Annotated in this window: 17 protein-coding genes; 13 read left to right on the top strand and 4 right to left on the bottom strand. The window is 64.4% G+C overall.

The window, feature by feature from the left end; all coding sequences use genetic code 11:
• Nucleotides 1–13: 13 nt before the first annotated feature.
• The 6 genes from CH306_RS01270 to CH306_RS01250 all read left to right on the top strand — a co-directional run bounded on the left by CH306_RS01270 (nucleotide 14) and on the right by CH306_RS01250 (nucleotide 7,112).
• On the top strand, nucleotides 14–256 hold the full coding sequence (locus CH306_RS01270; RefSeq protein WP_045196011.1) for a MoaD/ThiS family protein: 243 nt from the start codon (nucleotides 14–16) through the stop codon (nucleotides 254–256).
• Complete coding sequence (locus CH306_RS01265; protein ID WP_094645410.1) at nucleotides 253–1,515, top strand: molybdopterin molybdotransferase MoeA; 1,263 nt, start codon at nucleotides 253–255, stop codon at nucleotides 1,513–1,515. Before CH306_RS01270 ends, CH306_RS01265 begins: the two co-directional genes overlap by 4 nt.
• 133 nt (nucleotides 1,516–1,648) lie before the next feature.
• On the top strand, nucleotides 1,649–2,665 hold the full coding sequence (locus tag CH306_RS01260) for a helix-turn-helix domain-containing protein (protein WP_094645409.1): 1,017 nt from the start codon (nucleotides 1,649–1,651) through the stop codon (nucleotides 2,663–2,665).
• Between the two features lie 151 nt (nucleotides 2,666–2,816).
• Nucleotides 2,817–4,082, top strand: a complete 1,266-nt coding sequence (locus CH306_RS01255) for an acyl-CoA dehydrogenase family protein (protein ID WP_094645475.1) — start codon at nucleotides 2,817–2,819, stop codon at nucleotides 4,080–4,082.
• Between the two features lie 291 nt (nucleotides 4,083–4,373).
• The gene (locus tag CH306_RS28745) at nucleotides 4,374–4,661 is read left to right on the top strand and encodes a hypothetical protein (RefSeq protein WP_179272934.1); all 288 of its coding nucleotides are present in this window, start codon (nucleotides 4,374–4,376) and stop codon (nucleotides 4,659–4,661) included.
• A gap of 105 nt (nucleotides 4,662–4,766) precedes the next feature.
• Complete coding sequence (locus CH306_RS01250; protein WP_094645408.1) at nucleotides 4,767–7,112, top strand: HNH endonuclease; 2,346 nt, start codon at nucleotides 4,767–4,769, stop codon at nucleotides 7,110–7,112.
• A 35-nt stretch (nucleotides 7,113–7,147) separates the two neighbouring features.
• On the opposite strand, the gene mftM is transcribed toward CH306_RS01250, so the two are convergent.
• Entirely contained in the window at nucleotides 7,148–7,975 is an 828-nt protein-coding gene (gene mftM, locus CH306_RS01245; protein ID WP_094645474.1) for a mycofactocin oligosaccharide methyltransferase MftM, read from the bottom strand.
• 291 nt (nucleotides 7,976–8,266) lie between these two features.
• Between mftM and mftA the strand changes: the two genes are divergently transcribed.
• Genes mftA through mftD (CH306_RS01220) form a run of 5 tightly spaced genes read left to right on the top strand, consistent with a single transcriptional unit; the run spans nucleotide 8,267 to nucleotide 12,368 of the window.
• Entirely contained in the window at nucleotides 8,267–8,380 is a 114-nt protein-coding gene (gene mftA / locus CH306_RS01240; protein WP_082073741.1) for a mycofactocin precursor MftA, read from the top strand.
• A 2-nt stretch (nucleotides 8,381–8,382) separates the two neighbouring features.
• On the top strand, nucleotides 8,383–8,682 hold the full coding sequence (mftB, locus tag CH306_RS01235; RefSeq protein WP_032397573.1) for a mycofactocin biosynthesis chaperone MftB: 300 nt from the start codon (nucleotides 8,383–8,385) through the stop codon (nucleotides 8,680–8,682).
• Nucleotides 8,683–8,716: 34 nt separating this feature from the next.
• Entirely contained in the window at nucleotides 8,717–9,949 is a 1,233-nt protein-coding gene (gene mftC, locus CH306_RS01230; RefSeq protein WP_094645407.1) for a mycofactocin radical SAM maturase, read from the top strand.
• The gene (gene mftD, locus CH306_RS01225) at nucleotides 9,949–11,127 is read left to right on the top strand and encodes a pre-mycofactocin synthase MftD (RefSeq protein ID WP_094645406.1); all 1,179 of its coding nucleotides are present in this window, start codon (nucleotides 9,949–9,951) and stop codon (nucleotides 11,125–11,127) included. The genes mftC and mftD (CH306_RS01225) overlap by 1 nt, the downstream gene beginning before the upstream one ends.
• An 8-nt stretch (nucleotides 11,128–11,135) precedes the next feature.
• On the top strand, nucleotides 11,136–12,368 hold the full coding sequence (mftD, locus tag CH306_RS01220) for a pre-mycofactocin synthase MftD (protein ID WP_256980999.1): 1,233 nt from the start codon (nucleotides 11,136–11,138) through the stop codon (nucleotides 12,366–12,368).
• 43 nt (nucleotides 12,369–12,411) lie between these two features.
• On the opposite strand, the gene CH306_RS29410 is transcribed toward mftD (CH306_RS01220), so the two are convergent.
• Nucleotides 12,412–12,738 carry a LuxR C-terminal-related transcriptional regulator gene (locus tag CH306_RS29410; protein WP_256980293.1) on the bottom strand — a complete coding sequence of 109 codons (327 nt, stop codon included), beginning with the start codon at nucleotides 12,736–12,738 and terminating at the stop codon, nucleotides 12,412–12,414.
• Nucleotides 12,739–12,962: 224 nt separating this feature from the next.
• Here CH306_RS29410 and CH306_RS01210 point away from each other — a divergent pair, with 224 nt between their 5' ends.
• Together CH306_RS01210 and CH306_RS01205 are read left to right on the top strand one after the other, a co-directional pair.
• A complete protein-coding gene (locus CH306_RS01210) occupies nucleotides 12,963–16,736 on the top strand; it encodes an nSTAND1 domain-containing NTPase (RefSeq protein ID WP_094645405.1) in 3,774 nt (1,257 codons plus the stop codon).
• Nucleotides 16,737–16,763: 27 nt separating this feature from the next.
• Nucleotides 16,764–16,955 carry a hypothetical protein gene (locus tag CH306_RS01205; protein ID WP_094645404.1) on the top strand — a complete coding sequence of 64 codons (192 nt, stop codon included), beginning with the start codon at nucleotides 16,764–16,766 and terminating at the stop codon, nucleotides 16,953–16,955.
• A 9-nt stretch (nucleotides 16,956–16,964) separates the two neighbouring features.
• On the opposite strand, the gene CH306_RS01200 is transcribed toward CH306_RS01205, so the two are convergent.
• Nucleotides 16,965–17,711, bottom strand: coding sequence for an IclR family transcriptional regulator (locus tag CH306_RS01200; RefSeq protein WP_230596990.1), 747 nt, complete (start codon nucleotides 17,709–17,711; stop codon nucleotides 16,965–16,967).
• A gap of 2 nt (nucleotides 17,712–17,713) precedes the next feature.
• Nucleotides 17,714–19,222, bottom strand: a complete 1,509-nt coding sequence (locus tag CH306_RS01195) for an APC family permease (RefSeq protein WP_032397566.1) — start codon at nucleotides 19,220–19,222, stop codon at nucleotides 17,714–17,716.
• Between the last annotated feature and the right edge of the window lie 191 nt (nucleotides 19,223–19,413).

The raw sequence follows: 19,413 nt of genomic DNA, 5'->3' as shown, positions 1-19,413 counted from the left end.
GGGGGCTGATCGTATGGCCGAGTTGGTGATGTTCGCTGCGGCACGACAGATTGCCGGGGAGGCGTCGAACAGCATGTCGGGATCGACCGTCAGAGAGGTGCTCGATACTGCGGTCGAACGATACGGTGCGTCGTTCGCGGAGGTATTGGCGGTGTCGCGCATCTGGATCAATGGACGATCGCTGGCACGCGACGAGGATTCACCGTGCTCCGATAGGGACGAGATCGCGGTCCTGCCTCCGATCTCCGGCGGATGATGTCGACGACAGTGGACAGCGTCCAGGTCCATCTCCGAACGGTGGACCAACACCGCTGCGCGATAAGAAAACTGGGAGTATCGGCGTCGGTGCGTTCGGTGCCGATCGGCAATGCGGTAGGGGCAACGCTCGCCGAGGATGTCGTTGCCGACCACGCACTGCCGGCCTTCGACAATTCGGCGGTCGACGGATTCGCCGTTCGCGCTGCCGATGTCGTCGGTCCGGAACATCTGCCCGTACGTCTGCTCGTCTCCGCGCGCAGTGTCGCAGGTGGACAACCGGCACCGCTGCACCTTCATCCGGGTGAGTCGGTACAGGTCATGACCGGTGCCGCAGTTCCGTACGGCGCAGACATGGTGATTCCGGTCGAGGGAACCAGTGGGTTCGTCGAGACATTCGGTATCGAGGAGGTGACGATCCACTCGGTCGGCTCGAAGAGCAACATCCGCAGTCGTGCCTCCGACTTCGAGGTCGGCGACGTCGCCGTCCGGGCAGGCACGTCGGTCACGCCGGCACAGGTCGGTGTTCTGGCGGCGCTCGGTCGCACCCATGTGCTGATCGAGTCGGCTCCGATCGTGGCGGTGCTGTCGACAGGATCCGAGGTTCGGCCGGTCGGGACCGAACTCGCACGCGGCGAGTGTTACGACGCGAACTCGGCGATGATCGTCGCGGATCTGCTTCGGTGCGGTGCCGACGTTCACCTCGAACCGGCCGTCGCCGACGACGTCGATGGGTGTCGGGCGGCACTGGCCCGATGCGCGGCGGTTGCCGACCTCGTCGTCACGACCGGTGGGATCAGCGCGGGCACCGAGGAGGTGATCCGGCTTGCGCTTGCAGACCAGGACGTCGAATTCGTCTCGGTTGCAGTCAAACCGGGCAAACCGCAGGCGTGCGGAAAGGTCGAGGGAACTCCGATCGTCTGTCTGCCCGGAAACCCTGTCAGCGCGTTGATCTCGTACGAACTGTTCGTCCGGCCGATCATCGTTGCGGCACTGCGAAACCCGCGAGCAGAGCGAACGATCAGAACGGTCAGGGTAGCGGGGGAGGCCGTTTCTGCCTCACCGGTACCCCGGGTCATGCTGGGCATCGTCGACGGTGAAGGGGCCAGAATCATCCGATCGCATTCTGTCGGTGCGCTCGCCGACGCCAACTGTGTGATCGTGATCCCGCCCTCCGACGGCGACCTCGGGCGGTCCGGTGAGTACCCCGCGTGGATGCTCGACTCTCTCGCCTCGTCGCGGCGAGGCACGTGCATCTGAAGATCCGAGAAATTCTCTCGGCGCACCACTCGTCGATGTGAGGAGAGTGCACGCATTTCGTAACGCAAACGCCTCGGATGGCTTACGCCAAGGGCCTACCGTTGGTGCACTCGAACCTATCGCGGAGTGCATCATGACGTCATTTTGGACAACCCGGGGACTCGGCCCTGCCGATCAGATGAGCTACTGGGCCGACGTCCTGTGTCAGGCATTCACCCCACTGGCACCGTGGCGATCCCGCGATCACGTCGAACGCAGTTCGTCCCGGTCCGGACTGCCCGGGTGGGTGCGCTCTGCGGCTGTCGGAGGTGGCAATGCCGCGGAGATCGCCTCCTGCACCCAGCGAATCGACCACGGAAAGCGTGAAGTCGCCCGCGCGGACGAGGACGTCGTCTTCGTCAACCTCCAACTGGATGGGCACTGTACGACCACCCAGGACGGGCGGCAGTGCACCGTCTCCCGAGGCGAATTCGCCGTCGTCGATTCGACCCGCCCGTACCGCCTCGAGTTCGTCGAACCGGGCAACGACGAACTGTGGCGGGTCCTGTCGTTCCGTCTGCCACGGCCATTGCTGGCAGACGTCGTCGCACCGTCGGCGGGGACCACTGCTCGGCGCTTTTCGAGCTCGTCGGGCTCGGCTCGCTTGCTCGGCTCACTGATGGTCGAGACCTGGCGGAGCGATTCCTCACTGCACTCCACCGAGCGGCAGATGATCGGTGCCGCCCATGTCGATCTGCTCCGCGCGGTGCTGGGAGCAACGGCCGAGCGGGACACCGCGTGCTCGTTGCAGACCGACGAAGCACTCCGGGTGTCCGCGGTTCGGTTCATCGACTCCCGGCTTCCCTTCGGCCGAGTTCCCGCCACCGAGGCAGCCCGCCACGTAGGGGTATCGGTTCGCACTCTCCATGCACTGTTCGAGAGGGCGGGAACGACTTTCGGTGCCGTGGTACGTGAGCATCGAGTCGAGGCGTGTCGTCGTGAGCTTGCCGATTCGCGCGACGATCGGTCGATCGGAACGATCGCAGCGGCGTGGGGATTCTCGGATTCGGCGCACCTGGCCAAGTCGTTTCGATCGCACTTCGGATGCAGTCCGGTCGAATACCGAGCGTCGATGAAGACCAGGGAACTGCCGCAGCTGGTGCAGCGGTAGCGAAACGTTCTGTCCGAGTGTGCAGAACGGTACCGATCACGGCGCAGTCCGGTACAAGACCAGGACGACTCACCCGATGAAACTGGTGTGCAGGGCAGCGTCGCCCGATTCCGTTCTTCACCCCACCAGGACAGACATCGAGGAGTCCCACATGACCCTGAGTTTCGAGCTCAGCCCCGAGCAGATGGCCGTGCGCATGCAGGCGCGGCAAGTGGCAGACGAGATCCTGAGCGAAGTAGCAGCCGCCATTTCGCCCTTGCCCCGGCCGGAGGATCGCTTCTACGCATTGCAGCCGGTCTACAAGCAGCTGGCCGGGCTCGGATTCGTCAAGGGACTGGTTCCCGATCAATACGGCGGCGCGTACTTCGACAATCTGACGTTCGCCCTTGCGGCCGAGGAACTCGCTCGGGTCGACATCAACACTCCGACAGCGTTGCTCGGCACCGGATTGGGACTGAATCCGATCATCAATTTCGGCACCGAGGAACAGAAGAATCGCTGGCTCCCGCTGTTCTGCGACGGCGAGCCTCGGCTGGCTGCGATCGCATACACCGAGGTGACCGGTGGGGCCAACTACGACTCGGAGGACCCGACCGTCGGAATTCGGACCTTCGCGCGACGCGAAGGCGACGAGTGGGTCATCAACGGTGCCAAGCACTACACCACCAATGCTTCGGGCTGGGACGGTCAGGGTGCCGACCTGATCAGCGTGGTGTGCCGCACCGATCCTGCGCTCCCGCCGTCGGAGTCGCTCGCGGTCATCGTCGTGGAGAAGGGGACGCCGGGGGTCGAGATCACCGACATGATCGACACCATCGGACACCGCGCCACCAACTCGCCGCGAGTCGAATTCCGCGACGTGCGAGTGCCGGTCGGCAACCTCATCGGTAAGCCGGGCGACGGGCTGGACATCGTCGCCACCGCCTTCTCCTGGACCTGCTCGTCCATCGCCGCCGCGTGCGTGGGCAGGATGAGGGCTGCATTCGACTACTCTCTGCAGTTCGCCAAGACCGACCACCGGTCCGGTCCGGTACCCGTCATCGAGTACCAGAACGCGGGATACATGTTGGTGGACATCAAGACTCGGATCGAGGCGGTCCGCTACTTCGCATGGAAGGCTGCCGATCACTTCGATCGCACCGGTGGACGCGACCGTGAATTGGCCAACGAAGCAAAGATATTCGCGTCCGAGACGGCCGTGCAGGTGGTGTACGACGCCATGCGTCTCGTCGGCGTCGATGCGTACACGAACCTGACCCCGATCGCTGCGATCATGGAAGACGTCCTCTGCTTCCCGGTGTACGACGGCGGAAACATGGGCGTTCGCCGGCGCAACGTCCACAATCTGCTCAAGGCAGACGGATTCGACTCCCTCGCCGCGGCAGAGAATCGACTGTCGGTACCCGAGACCGCCTAGGCCGATGGCGCTCGTGGTGTCAGGATCCGATCGATCCTGACACCACGAGCGGGCTCGCGCGCTGATCCGGCTCGTACTCACTGGCGAAAGTGCAACGAGGCCAATGGTTCTCGGTCGTTTGGCCGGATGATTCTAAGAATGTTGCGATGCTGACCGATTGTCGGGTCGTCACGGACCGTGAGGTAGTCGGGCACGTGCGGAATCACGTCTTCGACGCTGCGCTGGACGATATGGCCGCGGGTTTCGAGACGGAGAGATCTACGACATGTACGCATTCGGCTCGCGTACCCGGTGCACCGGGCAGCTGACTTCTTGTTCTGCACGGCAGACGTGGTACTCGTCGGCAAGGATCTTCCACACGTCGACGTTTCCAGGGTCATCGCGCGGCGATTCAACGACCGTTGCGGCGAAGTGTTGGAGAAACCGCACGCCCTACTGACGTCGAGACATCTCCTATGGTCGGGCTCCACAAGGCCAGGGTATCGGCACTGCTCACTGTGGTCGGCACCGCACGACCGCGGCTCAGATCACGACATTCCGAGTTCGAGCTCGGCTGATTTGTGCTGCTCGGGGTGGTGAGCACGAGCAGCCGAGTCTGCGCTTTCGTTACTTGTCGGTGGCCCGGGTTAGTCTTCTTTCAGTTCGAACGCACGTTCTGAAATGCTGCTCGCCGGGGGGTGAAAGATGGGTGCACTGCCAGCTGTGTCACTGGAGGCGTTGACCGCTGCCGCGCGTGCGGAGAATCGGCAGGCGGCCCGCAAGATCACCGCCTGTTACGAGGTTCATCGGAGCTGGATCACCCTCGACGCCGAACACAAGCATTACAGCCGGTACGGGCGCACCGAAATGGCCGTCGCGTTGGGGTGCTCGGCGACGGTCGCCGAATCGTATATCTCGGTCGGCGTCGCCTTGCACACCCGACTGCCCCTGTTACGGAAAACATTCGAGACCGGCGAGATCGACCTTCCACGGGTGCGGACGGTGTGCCGGATCCTCGACAACCTCTCCGACGACATCGTCACCTCCGTCGAAGCCGAGGTCGTCGAGGCAGCCCACCGGTTGTCGCCGGGTCCGCTCGAGAAGGAGATCTGGGACATCCTGCTGCGGGTCGCCCCGGAAGAAGCAGCAGCACTACGCGAGTTCGCGAAGAGGTTCCGCACCGTCACCTACACCCCGGCCGGGGAACTGGCCCGGATCCGGGCGGAGTTGACCGCCCCGGAAGCTGCCGCTGCGTGGCAGTTGCTCGAGGAGATGGCCGACACCTTGTGCCCGAAAGACCCGCGCGGGAAGAAGGAACGCCTGTGCGATGCGTTCATGGCCCGCATGCACGGCGAACCCCGACTGGCGTGCCTGTGCCGACGGGATGACTGCCCCAAGGCGGATGCGGCGTTGCCCGATCGGCGGGTGCCGTTGACGATGGTCACCGTCGACATCGCCACCTTGATCGGGTTGCTTGCGAACCCGGCGTATCTGGCCGGGCACGGTTCCATCGACCCTGATCTGGCCCGGGAGTTGGCGCGCAGCAGTCAGTGGCAGATCCTGCTCACCGACGCAGTTACCCTCGCCGAGAAACTCGGACTGGCTGTGCAGAACCCGGCAACCGGGGAATGGGAACGCACTCCGAAAGAGCAGACGCAGGAACAGGACCCAGGGTCGGAAGCGACAGCGGACACGGACGCGGACTCAGGGACGAACACTGCGTCGGGAAGACGCGCTACCGAGACCCACAGCCGCACCGACAGCAACCCGGAGCCCGAGATCGACGCCGAGTCAGAACCCGAGACCGAGACCGAGTCGGAACCCGAGTCCGAGACCGAGACTTGCACGACCACAGGTGCTTCCGTCGACGTCGTCACCGATGCGACCACTGCCCCGGAGGCGGATCCGTCGGACGGATCCGCTGCGCGCGGTGAGCCTGACATCGAATCAACCACCCCAGCTGCACCGGTGTCGGCAGCTCAATCTGCATCCGACCCGGGACCCGATTCCGGCAGTGGCTCCGACGCAGCGCAAGCGCCTGGGCCCATGCTCTCACCGGAGTCCGGCACTGCACCCGACCGAACCGAAACAGGCTCTGCTCCAGAGCGACCCGGGACGGTCCCGCCGACATCAGTATCACCACCGACAACGGGCCCCACGCCAGGAACAGTTATCCCGCCGGAACCGGGCGCGGCGACATCACCGATTTCGAAGCACGATCAAACGGAGAATCATCAGACGGAGGATTCCGCGGGGGACACCTCTGCCCATTCAGCGGCCGATCCAGCTCCTTCCGAGACCGACACCGAGACCGGGGCAGGCGCGGACAGGCAACGACGCACGCAATCGCTGGCCTCCGCCGCAGCCCTGTTCTGTACCCACACTCCCGTCGGCCGGGGCACACGGCACAGCTCTGCCCTCGGTCTGCCCGCCAGCGACCTGGGCTCGACACTGCGGCCGAACCGAACCATTCACAGAGCAGGCCGCACACCCGGCGGCCTCTATCTCGGCACCGCCTCCCTTGCCGCCGCACTCGAAGCCGCCATCGCCGCCGACCCCACCCTCGGAAAGTCGGTACCCCGCGACCCCCTCACCGACCGGGCCCTGATCTACCGACCCGACGCCCTCACCACCGCAGCGGTCCGATTCCGCGACAAACACTGCCGCTTCCCCGGCTGCCACCGCCCCGCCGCACGCTGCCAACTCGACCACGTGAACCCGTTCGACCACAGCAACCCCGTCGGCGGCGGCTGGACCACCGTCAACAATCTGCAGTGCCTCTGCGAGTACCACCACTGCGTCAAGACCGCCGGCTACTGGAAAGCCGTCATGCTCCCCGGCGGAGCGATCCTGTGGACATCGACATCGAAGACCACCCGAATCACCCTGCCCGCCAACGGCACCGCCGTCCCCATCCTCGGAAACGACCTCAGACCACACATCCCCACCCAACCGAGGAACTCCGGCATCATCGCCTATCCCGACCCACCGGACAACCATGAGTCGATAACAGAACCGACCGCCGAAGACACCGGAGAGCCGCCGTTCTAGGTGTGCTGGGGTAACGCCTCGGATGCGAAACCTGTTCAGGTGAACTGGCGTGCCCTGGTCTTGTCGATCACGAGCCACCCGCCGTGGTGCTCCGAGGTCTCGAACATCGAACCCGTCGACCGACCCAATTCCACCAGCGATGATTCGTCGAACGTGCGAACGTGTCCGTGGCAGGCGGTGGTCTCGGTCTCGAAGGGCACTGCAACAACGACACGGGTGCGCGCGATGCGTAGTGCCTCTCTCACGATGCGAGATCCTGTCTCCGCGTCGACGTGTTCGAGGAGATGCAGTGCAGTCACCGTGTCGACGCTGCTGTCTGCGACGGGAACGTTCGCAGCGTCGCACACCACGGTGTCGAGTGTGATCCCGAGATGCGGGGCCACGACGGTGAGTAACCGCATGGTGCCGGCGGAGAGGTCCGTCGCGGTCACCGAGTGGCCTTTCATCGCCAGCCGTAGCGGAAAGAAGCCGAAACACGATCCCATATCGAGCACCGATCCGACGATCAGGTTTTCTGCGTGATCGTGGACGGGAGCGAAATCGGCAGTGCCGGATAGTAGTTCGTCGAGCGAATTGCGATAGTAGGTGGCCCAGGCGTCGACGGGATCGGCGACGGTGGTGCGGACGATCCCGACCAGCACCAACTCGAATTCCCGCTGCGAAAGACCCACATGACGTGCCTGTGCGGTCACGATCGGAACGAGGCGCTCACCGATCTGGGCCGACGTCAGCCCATGACACACCTGCACGGTCGATCCGGTTCGGACCGCGTCGAACTCGAGTCCATGCAGGTGTCGGACCACCACGTTCTCGTGCGCCCAGACTCCATCGGGGCTCGGTGCGAGTGCATCCAGTTCGGTCATCGATGTCATTTCTGTTCGTCGCACGTCCACTCGGCGTGGCCGCCCCTTCGGTGAGGTCGAGCGTTCCACACATCGGTCGACGAATCGGCCACTCCCGACCAGGTCGGGCCGCTCGGACGATGCTGGCCCCGCACGCCGGACGGGACGATACCTACCCATATGGACGGTTGATCGCGACGGCCGACCAGTTCTGCTCTCACCCCGCTTCCGAGTCGTGATCGGCCGCTAGCGTGGTGATCCGAGACACAACCAATCGGATTGTGACCGAGCATATTTCGCAGGAGGTTCCAGATGTCGAAGAAGAACGAGAACGCTGTGGTCGGTACGGCTGTCGTCGAATCCGACTTGATCGAAGAGTCGTTGGTCGAGGAAGTGTCGATCGACGGCATGTGCGGCGTGTACTGATCATGACCACTGCAGTGCGCGACGACCTCGATGCGGTCGGGCTGGATCTGGATTCGCGTTGGGTGTTGCATCCACAGGTGGCGTTGCGTCCGGAGTCTTTCGGGGCTCTGCTCTATCACTTCGGAACTCGCAAGCTCTCGTTTCTGAAGAACCGCACGATCGTGGCGATCATCACCTCGTTTCCCGATCATCCGGACATGCGGTCGGCGATCGAGGCCGCAGGGATCACCGAAGAGCAGTCGGCCCCATACGTGAAGGCCCTCGCAACGTTGGCCGACTCGAGCATGATCACTCGCCCGTAGAGCCTGACCCATTAGTAGAAGAGGACTTCCGCCCATGACCTCCACCCTCGAAAGGCCCGCTCCGGTAGGCAAATTGGTCGACCAGTTCGAACTCGGACTCGACGCGCCCATCTGCTTGACCTGGGAGCTGACCTACGCTTGCAATCTGTCGTGTGTGCACTGCCTGAGCTCGTCCGGTCGCCGTGATCCACGCGAGTTGAGCACCGAACAGTGCAAGTCGATCATCGACGAGCTGCAGAAGATGCAGGTCTTCTACGTCAATATCGGTGGTGGGGAGCCGACGGTGCGCTCGGACTTCTGGGAGCTCGTCGACTACGCGACCGCGCACCAGGTGGGTGTGAAGTTCTCCACCAACGGAGTCAAGATCGACCAGCAGGTGGCGGCGCGGTTGGCCGCGTCGGATTACGTCGATGTCCAGATCTCCATCGACGGCGCAACCGCCGAGGTCAACGATGCGGTCCGCGGACCCGGTTCGTTCGACATGGCGTGCCGGGCGTTGGAGAACTTGAAGGAGGCCGGCTTTCGGGACGCGAAGATCTCCGTCGTCGTCACCCGACACAACGTGAGTCAGCTCGACGACTTCAAAGCTCTCGCCGACAAATACGCTGCGACACTGCGGATCACCCGGTTGCGGCCATCCGGCCGGGGCGCGGATGTGTGGGACGATCTGCACCCGACGGCCGGTCAGCAGCGCGAGCTGTACAACTGGCTCGTCGCCAACGGTGAGGGTGTGTTGACCGGGGATTCGTTCTTCCATCTCTCGGCGTTCGGTGACGCTCTGCCCGGGCTCAACCTCTGTGGTGCCGGGCGGGTGGTGTGCCTGATCGATCCGATCGGCGACGTGTACGCGTGCCCGTTCGCCATTCACGAGAACTTCCTCGCCGGCAACATCGTCCGCGATGCAAAAGACGGCATGGGTGGATTCCAATCGGTCTGGCAGACATCGGAGTTGTTCCAGGATCTGCGCTCGCCGCAGACCTCGGGCGCGTGCACCAAGTGTGCCCACTTCGACGCGTGCCGTGGCGGATGTATGGCTGCGAAATTCTTCACGGGCCTGCCGATGGACGGCCCGGATCCCGAATGCGTCATCGGGAACGGTGAAATGGCGTTGGCGGCGGCGGGGGAGATCCCCAAGTCCAGTGTCGACCATTCCCGTACCGGTCAGCGCAAGACCCCACGAAAGTCGGTGCCGCTCACATTGATGATGCGTCCGCCGGCGAAGATCTGCGACGAGAATCCGCTCGCAGGAATGGAGCAGGAAAGCTGATGGCCAAGAGTGCGTGGTTCGAGACCGTTGCCGAAGCGCAACGGCGTGCGAAGAAGCGTCTACCGAAGTCCGTGTACGCCGCTCTGGTGGCAGGCTCGGAGCGCGGACTGACGATCGACGACAATACGGCGGCGTTCGGTGAACTCGGCTTCGCCCCGCACGTCGCCGGGCTGTCGGACAAGCGTGACCTGTCGACGACGGTGATGGGGCAAACGCTGTCGTTCCCGGTGATGATCTCGCCGACGGGCGTGCAGGCGGTGCATCCCGACGGGGAGGTCGCCGTCGCGAGAGCTGCTGCAGCGCGGGGTATTCCGATCGGGCTGTCCTCGTTCGCGAGCAAGTCCGTCGAGGAGGTAGCGGCGGCGAATCCGCAGACCTTCTTTCAGATGTACTGGGTCGGATCGCGCGAGATACTGCTGCAACGGATGGAGCGCGCACGCGCAGCCGGGGCGGTCGGACTGATCATGACCCTGGACTGGTCGTTCTCCAACGGCCGCGATTGGGGTAGCCCGTCGATTCCGGAGAAGATGGACCTCAGGGCGATGGTGCAGTTCGCTCCGGAGGGCATCGTGCGGCCGAAGTGGTTGTGGGAGTTCGCGAAGACCGGAAAGATTCCCGATCTGACGACCCCCAACCTGACCCCGCCCACGGGTGGTCCGGCTCCGACGTTCTTCGGGGCGTACGGCGAATGGATGGGTACCCCGTTGCCGACGTGGGAGGACGTGGCGTGGCTGCGTGAGCAGTGGGGTGGGCCGTTCATGCTCAAGGGCGTGATGCGCGTCGACGATGCGAAGAGGGCTGTCGACGCCGGGTGCACGGCAATCTCGGTGTCCAATCACGGCGGCAACAATCTCGACGGCACCCCGGCTCCGATCCGGGCGCTGCCCGCGATTGCCGAGGCGGTGGGCGATCAGGTCGAGATCACCCTCGACGGTGGGATTCGGCGTGGCAGTGACGTGGTGAAGGCGCTGGCGTTGGGTGCGCGAGCGGTGTTGATCGGGCGGGCATATCTGTGGGGCCTGTCGGCGAACGGTCAGGCGGGTGTGGAGAACGTACTCGACATCCTGCGCGGCGGAGTCGATTCCGCTGTCCTGGGGCTCGGGCACACCTCGGTACAGGATCTCTCGCCGTCGGATGTGGTGATACCGGCCGGGTTCGACCGCAGACTCGGCGTCTAGAGCGCTGCGTGCTCACCGAGTCCGGTTGGTTCGAGTCCGTCGCGCAGGCCCAGCGGCGCGCGCAGATGCGTCTTCCGAAGTCCGTCTACTCGGCGTTGGTGGCGGGATCGGAGCGCGGAATCACTGCGTCGGACAACACCGCTGCGTTCGCCGAACTCGGGTTCGCCCCGCACGTGGCAGGGCTGTCGAACACCCGTGAGTTGTCGACGACGCTGATGGGGCAACCGCTGTCGTTTCCGGTGATGATCTCCCCGACGGGCGTGCAAGCGGTGCACCCCGACGGCGAGGTTGCCGTCGCGAGGGCGGCAGCGGCACGCGGTGTGGCGATGGGGTTGTCGTTGTTCGCGAGCAAACCCATCGAGGAGGTCGTCGCAGCGAACCCGCAGACGTTCTTTCAGCTTCACTGGGTCGGATCACGGGAGTTGTTGCTGCACATGCTCGATCGGGCACGCAATGCGGGTGCCGTCGGGCTGATCGTGACGATGGACTGGTCGTTCTCCGAGGGGCGAGACTGGGGGAGTCCGGTGATTCCCGATCGCCTCGATCCGAGGGCGATGCTCCGATTCGCACCGGAAGCACTCGCGCATCCGCGATGGCTTGCGCGATGGGCACGCACGGGCACCCTCCCGGATCTGACGGCACCCAACCTCGCTCCGCCCGGAAAGCCCGCGCCGACGTTTTTCGCCGCATATCGCGAATGGAAGTCCACGCCGCTACCCACGTGGGAGGACATCGCCTGGCTACGTCAGCAGTGGGACGGTCCGTTCATGCTCAAGGGCATCTCGCGGGTCGACGACGCGTTACGGGCCGTCGACGCCGGCGTCACCGCGATCTCGGTGTCCAACCACGGTGGCAACAATCTCGACGGTTCCCCGGCGTCGATTCGGGTGTTGGCGTCCATCGCCGAGGCAGCGGGAGAGCAGGTCGAGATCACCCTCGACGGTGGCGTCCGGCGGGGAAGCGACGTGGCGAAAGCGCTCGCGCTGGGTGCGCGGGCAGTGCTGATCGGTCGGGCCTATCTATGGGGGTTGGCCGCGAACGGTCGAGCAGGAGTGGAGAACGTGCTCGACATCCTCCGCGGCGGACTGGATTCCGCGGTACTCGGTCTCGGGCATGCATCGGTGCACACGCTCGGACCATCCGATGTCGTACTACCGACCGACTTCGCTCGCGCCGATCGACTCCCCGTTCCGGAATACCCGACGCCGATGCGAACGAGGACGGCACAACCCATCCGGTGATTCGCGCCCGGCCATCCCGCGCGAGGGGCAGCCGCATCGGCGGTCACCAATCGGACAGTTGAGTGTGACCGTCCTGCAGGGCGCGGGCGAACAGGGCCGCCTTCGTCGGCGCGCTGCGGCCCACTGCCGCGTACTTCTGTCGGACCCGGGTGATGTGTGTGTTGATCGTGCCCACCGATATGTAGACGGACCGAGCTGCGACCGTTTTCGAGTCGGAGGCGAACCAGGCCAGCATGACCTCGATCTCGCGCGCGCTCAACGCAGGCTTGGGGCGACGAGTGTCGGTCGGTGTCGGGAGTGCAGTGGGTGGAAACTCTCTCGGCCTTCGAAACGGGTGATGTACCGCCGATGCCGACGTCTGCTCGAGCACGAAAATTCTCCCCCTCGTGTATCCATCCATCCCCGACCTCAGCGTCCATCGTCGAAGCAATGGCGTCGCGGATCCAGCTGTGCGCGCAAGTCCATACAAGGTCAATACGGACGACTCCGGGTTCCACGTGTGCGTCATTCAAACGCAGCAATTTGCTGTTTGTCCTGCTCAGTGGGCTGTTCGAGGCATCGGTGCATGATCTGCCGGCTCTATAGTTTTCGCCCATGACCTCCGATCGCCCGGATCCCTCGTCGATCTCGGATCGCACCGAATTCGCCGCGGCGTTGCGTGTGATCAGGATCCAGGCGAATGCCACGGTCCGCGACATCGTCGAGCGTTCCGGTGGCCTGCACGGCACGATCAGCGGCTGGTTCTCCGGTCACCACGTACCCACGAAGGCCAGCGCCGAGATGTTCGCCGCGGTACTGGTCGCCTGCGGAGTCGACGACGAGGACGAGCGGGCGCGGTGGTGGGACGCGGTGTCGAGGGTGCGGTCCGTCTCGGGCAGGCGCACGGTCGACCCGGCGAAGGGCAGCCCACCGTACAAGGGCCTGGAGGCGTTCGGGACCGCCGATTCGGAGTGGTTCTTCGGCCGCGACGACGTCATCGACCGTCTGAGTATGCGCGTCCGCGGTGTTCTCGACAACGGTGGAGGCATCGTCTTCGTCGTCGGTGCATCGGGCTCGGGGAAGTCCTCGCTGCTGCGCGCCGGCCTGGCATCGAGGTTCGCTAATTCGGAAATCTGTTCGGGCGTGGGCGATATCCGTGCCTTTCCCGAACGAGTCGGGTCGTTCGCGTCGGGATCGGTCGTCGTTCTGGATCAGGCCGAGGAGTTGTGGACGCTGGCGACAGCGCGCGAGCGCGAGAACTTTCTTCGTGCGGCCTCCGACTCGACCGACTCCGGGTCGGTCCTCGTCATCGGTCTGCGGGCCGACTTCTACCAGAACGCCGTGTCGGAGGATGCTCTGCTGGCCGGACTGTCCGACAACCCTGTGGTCGTCGGCCGCCTCACCGAATCGCAGTTGCGGGAAGTCATCGTCTCGCCTGCAGCGAAGGCGGGAATCACCGTCGACGATGCCCTCGTACAGGTACTGGTCGGGGAGTTGGGTCCGCGTGGATCGCAGTTCGCCCACGACTCGGGTGCCCTGCCGTTGCTCTCGCACGCATTGCTGACGACGTGGCAGGTCTCGAGCGGAAGGACGCTGACCGTCGCGGACTATCTGGCAACCGGCGGAATCGGCGGAGCGGTCGGCCAGAGCGCCGAGGAAGTGTTCTCCGCCTTGACGTTCGAGCAGCAGCGCGAAGCACGCCGCATCTTCATGCGTCTGGTCAATCTCGACGACGACGTGGTCACTCGTCGCCGCGTCGATCGTGTCGAGCTGTTCCACGGAGACGACGACATGAACGTGGTCACCGACGTCGATGTCGTCATCGAACGGTTCGCCGCGCGCAGACTGCTGACCGTCGACGAAGAGACGGTCCAGGTGACGCACGAGGCGTTGCTCACGGCATGGAAGCGGCTGCGTGAGTGGCTCGACGACGACCGTCAGTGGCTGGTCGAACACCGTCGGCTCACCCAGGCGGCCGAACTGTGGGAGAACAACGACCGCGACGAGGGCTCGCTGTTGCCGGAGTCCAGGCTGCTGGTTGTACAGGAATCCGTCGGGCCGGTGCGTCGGCGCGACCTCAACTCCACCGAGAAGCTCTACCTCCAAGCGAGCGCGAATCGAGTCGAGCAACAGTACAGAAACGACAGACGTCGACGACGCACCCTGGAAACGCTCGTCACGGCACTGGCGATTCTGACCGTACTGTCGGTGACACTGGCAGTGACGGCGTTCGTCGCCCGATCGGACGCGAACGCCGGACGGCTCGCGGCCGAACACGCCGAGGCCGAGGCCGTCTCGCGTCAGATCGCCGGCGTCACGCAGCAATTACGAACGCAGGATCCCGGGCTGGCGGCCTACTTCGCGCTGGCGTCCTACGAGGTGGACCGAACGTCCGAGGCGCGATCGGCACTGCTCGATTCCTCGGCGATTCATACTCCGGTGCGGCTGCTCGGTGTCGAGGGCAATGCCGTGACCGCGGTCGACCCACGCGGAGTCATGGTGGCAACAGGCGGTTCCGACGGGCACGTGCGGATGTGGTCGCTCGCCGACGGCCACGCGCGGCTCGGTGAGATCGTCACGCGTGACTCGCGGGTGCTGACGTTCGATCCACGCGGAGGAGTCATCGCTGTCGGTGGAACCTTCGGTGTCGAGCTGTGGGATGTATCGGACCCGGCGACACCGACGAAGTTGTCGAGCACGGATGTGGTCGGTGTGGGGAACCTGTCGTTCTCGCCGGACGGACGATTTCTGCTCGTCGGCACCCAGGACGACAGATTGCCTCTTCTCGACGTGGCAGAACCCGCCACGCCCCGCACGGTCGGTGAAATCGCCCAACCAGGTTCGCCGTCGGCCACGGAATTCAGCCCGGACGGCCGGTTTCTGGTGACGGTCGGTGCCGGCCGCGCGCTGCGATTGTGGGACGCAAGGCAGCTGACCTCGTCTCCGGCAACCCCCACCGTGCCGTTGATCGACATCCCCTCGGACGGATCCACCTACACCGCACTGCAGTTGGCATTTTCTCCCGACAGCAGGACGTTGACAGCGGGTACCACCGGTCGTGAGGTTCTGCGGTGGGCCGTCGACGCGGGCGGACTTTCTCCTCTGCCTGCGTTGACGGGATTCACCAGCTATGTCAACGATGTCGCGTTCAGCGGCGACGGAGTCCAGATCGCTGCGGCGAGCTCGGACAATTCGTCCAAGGTATGGGACGCCGCATCGGGGACGCTGCAGCTCACGCTTCCCGGTCCGATCGAGGTGAGTTCGCTGGCATTCACGCCGGATCGCTCGTCGATCGTGACCGCCAGTGGTGATGGCACAACCCGAATCTGGCCGCTTCCGGGTCCGGCCCTCGCGGACGCCGGAGACACGATCTTCCAGAATCCTGTCGGTGCAGCGGGCACCCGGCTACTGGTCGGTGCAGGTCGTCGCGCGTCCGCAACAACCCTCTGGGATGTCGAGGACGTGGAGCATCCGGTGCCGTCGAAGCCGTTGGTCCTCGGTGACGGAATGGCGCAGACGGGTGCGGTTGCGCTCACGGCCGACGGCACTCTGGCCGCGGTCGGCACCGCAACTGGGGGATTTCAGCTTTGGGACACAACCGATCTCGACGATCCGGTGGCCCTGGGTTTCGTTCGGGAGGCGACCGGCAGCCTGACCGCGGTGCTGGCGTTCGATCGCTCGGGGACGATGTTGGTCGCGTCGGGTCAGAACTCGAACGACGTGTCGGTGTGGTCGCTCCAGGATCCGGCTGCCCCGATGAAGATGTCGACCTTGCAGGCGGGGAACTATCCGGCGGGCATGGCGCTGTCTCCCGACGGTTCGGTACTGGCCATCGCCAGTGTCGGGGGCGTGGTCGAACTGTGGGATATCAGTAACCCGACCGACCCGCGCCGCACGACCACACTCGGCGGATTCGGAGGCTCCGTTCAGGCCGTGGCCATCTCACCGGATGGGCGAACTCTCGCCGCCGGCGGTGCGGATCGTTCGATTCGACTGTGGGACATGACGAATGCGGCTGCCCCGCAACACCTATCTCGCATCGTCGGGCCCTCCAGCCCGATCTACTCGCTCTCGTTCGATCGGTCCGGCACGCGGTTGGCCGCGGGCGACGGGGGATCCTCGGTGTGGCTGTGGAATGTCACGGACCGTGCCGCGCCATCGCAGTACGCTGCCCTCACCGCGTATGGCATGCGTGTCAACGATGCTGTGTTCGCCGCGGACGGACGAGTGCTGGTCGGCGGTGGCACGGCTCGCGATGTCCGCATCTGGCGGACCGACCCCGACGAGGTTCGTACTCAGCTGTGCGAATCCGGGGGGTCGGTGGTGACGGAAGCCGAATGGGCACAGTACCTACCCGGTGTTCCCTATCGGAGGTTGTGCGAGACCTGATGGACTCGTAGATGGTGTATTGGCACCATGACCGACAAGTCTCCGAAGGTCCCCCCGACACTGTCTGCTCTCATCGCGATCGTTGCGTCCTGTGTCGTGGTCTACGTAGCGTCGTTCGAGGACTCGATGTCGACTGCTCTGCAGGTTGTGTTGCTGCTCGTCGGCGTGCTGGTCGCCGGCGGAGCGATCGGCTACACGATCGCGTCCGTTCGTCGCTGAATTGGACTGTCATGGGCGCAGCCTCCCCGCTGATGCTCGGAGCAGATCGATCAGATCGGAGTCGTCCGTCCGTAGTCGTCCGGTCTTGCCGATCGCTGCCAGACATCCACTGACCGAGCCCGATTCGTCTCGAAGTGGAACCGCAATGGCCGAACGCCCGATTCTCATCTCGTCGGTTTCGGTGGCGAGGTCCGACGTGCGAACTCGGGTCAGCTCCGCGGACAGTGCGTTGCTGTCGGCGATGGTGTGTGACGTGAAAACCCGCAGTTTCCCGGTCGGGAGGGTCTCGGAGCGACGTGCCAGCATCATTTTTCCGATGGCCGATGCATGGGGATGTATCAAGATGGCGCTCTCTGCGACCAAATCGTGGTCCGGATCTCGATCCACCAGACTGATGCGGCCGCCTTCGTACGACGCGAGGTACACACCGAATCGAATGTGGGATCGCAGACTGTCCAACACGTCGCGGCGAATGGAATCGGGATCGTGACCGGGATCGGGTCCCGCGAGTTCGCGCGTACGTCGACCGAGCGCGAACCCGGAAAGGTCGTCGATGCGTACGAGGTACCCGTCTGCGACCAACAGATTGAGCAGCCTGTATGCAGTTGCGGGCGCAACCCCTGTTGCCTGTGCGATCTCCTTGGCGCTCGCCCCTGGTCCGATGTGTGCGACGGCTTCGAGGAGAGCGAGCGCTTTCTGTACTGCGCGCGGCTCGTGACCCGAGACCTCGGCGACCCGCGGTGTACGCACGGCCACTGTCATCGCTCCCTGCGCGGCTGCTTGACCAAAGCGACAGCGCCACGGGAGTTCTCACCGTAGGACGCGGAACCGGGCAGCACGTCCGTGGTTTCCGCGCTGTCGAACACACCGATGGATCGAAGGCCGAGAGGTGAGCGCGTACGCAGCCACGAGGCCCATATCGTTCCGGACAGTGCAATGACCGAGAACACCGAGATCAGAACGAGGTTGTCGGTGATCCCGTCGGTGAACAACAGCAGCATCAGGACCCCGACGCCGCAGCCCGAGGCGAGCGCGGCTGCGACGACAACAGGTGTCTCGAGTTCACCGATGCGGCGCAGGAACAATACGGCGGCGACCGCGACGAGTACGTATCCGACGATCAGGGCGGCGCGGGCAGCAAGTTTCACGTTGTCGATCAGCGGCCCTTCCGACACGACCGAGAACAGGATACTGGCCGAAGCGAAGCCGACGACAACACAGACCAGCGCCACGGACGGAGTGCGGAATCGTCGGTGAACAGAGCCGAATATTCGGGGTATCACCCTTTCGATCCCCAGCGTGTAGACCAAGCGAGACGCCGCATTGGAGGAGGCCATCGAGGAGGCCAGCCACGAGCAACTCAGTCCTACGTTCACCGCGATCACGAGCGACGGATCGATGCCGGTGGACGAACCGTGCAGGTACGCCTCGATGAGAGTGCTGCCTCGGCCGGACCACACAGCCCACGCAGCGAAGGTGAACAGTGTTCCGCAGATGATGGGGGTGAGCATCACCGTGCGAGTGACGTTGACGAGCGGGCGACGTGCCTCGGGAGCAAAGAACGTGGCGCTCTCGAAGCCTGCCAGTGAGAACATCGCCGCCAGCGCGACCAGCAGTAGCCCGTGTGACGACTCTGCGGTCTCCACATCGACTGCGCGGCCCGCACCATCGGGAATCATCAGCAGTACGAGGATGAAAACCAGTGAACATACTTCGACGACGAGTATCGCCGTTGCGGCGAACCTGACACCGCGCAGCAGACAGGCCAGGATCGATGCGGCGATCAGCAGGTAGATGGTGATCGTAGGAATGCCTCCGCGCGCATCGATGTGGAACTGGTCGAGCACAGTCATGACGGCCTGGCCGCCGCTGTAGAGAGTCAGCGCTCCACTGGCGCAGTACTTCACGAGCATGGCAGTACCGACGGTGAGCGCAGCGCGAGCTCGCGCGCCGTGGAAGGTGAAGCTGTACAGCCCTCCGGATGCGGCGAGCCTGCGGGTGAACTGCGAAATACAGAATGCGATGAGCGATACGACGATCGTCGCGGCAGCGATCGTCAACACACCTCCGAGCATTGTGTCGTTCGTCAGCATGGCGATGGGCAGCACCACCATCGATGCAGCGGGTGCAGTAGTGGCGATCGACTGGGCGAGTACCTCGACCCCGGACAGCTGTCGCCTTCCGAGCGCGCGGAGAGGTGACAGTGCGGGCTGCGCCGGCTCACCGGCAGAGAACGACCTGGCGATCGCGTGCTCGAGTGCGGACATGGTTGCCGAAAATAGTGGGCGCATGTTGCACGGGCATTGCGAACATGAATCAGCTGGAACCGTACGAGTGGGAATTCCTCGTCCGAAATCCTGTCCGTTCTCACTCGCGCTTTCTCGATGGTTTCCCGAGGTTGATCTTCCCGAATTACCTGCCGTTCAGGATTGCACTCGAAACTTTTCGATCCCGGACC

Origin of the sequence: Rhodococcus sp. 15-725-2-2b, from assembly GCF_002259075.1 — a bacterium.
Lineage (GTDB): Bacteria > Actinomycetota > Actinomycetes > Mycobacteriales > Mycobacteriaceae > Rhodococcoides.
This window is presented reverse-complemented; position numbering and strand designations above follow the sequence as displayed.

Bases quoted from the DNA above. Each gene is read 5' to 3' on its own strand.
- CH306_RS01210 (WP_094645405.1), top strand. From the start codon at position 12,963: ATGACCTCCGATCGCCCGGATCCCTCGTCGATCTCGGATCGCACCGAA.
- CH306_RS01265 (WP_094645410.1), top strand. From the start codon at position 253: ATGATGTCGACGACAGTGGACAGCGTCCAGGTCCATCTCCGAACGGTG.
- mftA (WP_082073741.1), top strand. From the start codon at position 8,267: ATGTCGAAGAAGAACGAGAACGCTGTGGTCGGTACGGCTGTCGTCGAA.
- mftC (WP_094645407.1), top strand. From the start codon at position 8,717: ATGACCTCCACCCTCGAAAGGCCCGCTCCGGTAGGCAAATTGGTCGAC.
- CH306_RS01195 (WP_032397566.1), bottom strand. From the start codon at position 19,222: ATGTCCGCACTCGAGCACGCGATCGCCAGGTCGTTCTCTGCCGGTGAG.
- CH306_RS01255 (WP_094645475.1), top strand. From the start codon at position 2,817: ATGACCCTGAGTTTCGAGCTCAGCCCCGAGCAGATGGCCGTGCGCATG.
- mftD (WP_094645406.1), top strand. From the start codon at position 9,949: ATGGCCAAGAGTGCGTGGTTCGAGACCGTTGCCGAAGCGCAACGGCGT.
- CH306_RS01270 (WP_045196011.1), top strand. From the start codon at position 14: ATGGCCGAGTTGGTGATGTTCGCTGCGGCACGACAGATTGCCGGGGAG.
- CH306_RS01260 (WP_094645409.1), top strand. From the start codon at position 1,649: ATGACGTCATTTTGGACAACCCGGGGACTCGGCCCTGCCGATCAGATG.
- mftB (WP_032397573.1), top strand. From the start codon at position 8,383: ATGACCACTGCAGTGCGCGACGACCTCGATGCGGTCGGGCTGGATCTG.
- CH306_RS01205 (WP_094645404.1), top strand. From the start codon at position 16,764: ATGACCGACAAGTCTCCGAAGGTCCCCCCGACACTGTCTGCTCTCATC.
- mftM (WP_094645474.1), bottom strand. From the start codon at position 7,975: ATGACCGAACTGGATGCACTCGCACCGAGCCCCGATGGAGTCTGGGCG.
- CH306_RS01250 (WP_094645408.1), top strand. From the start codon at position 4,767: ATGGGTGCACTGCCAGCTGTGTCACTGGAGGCGTTGACCGCTGCCGCG.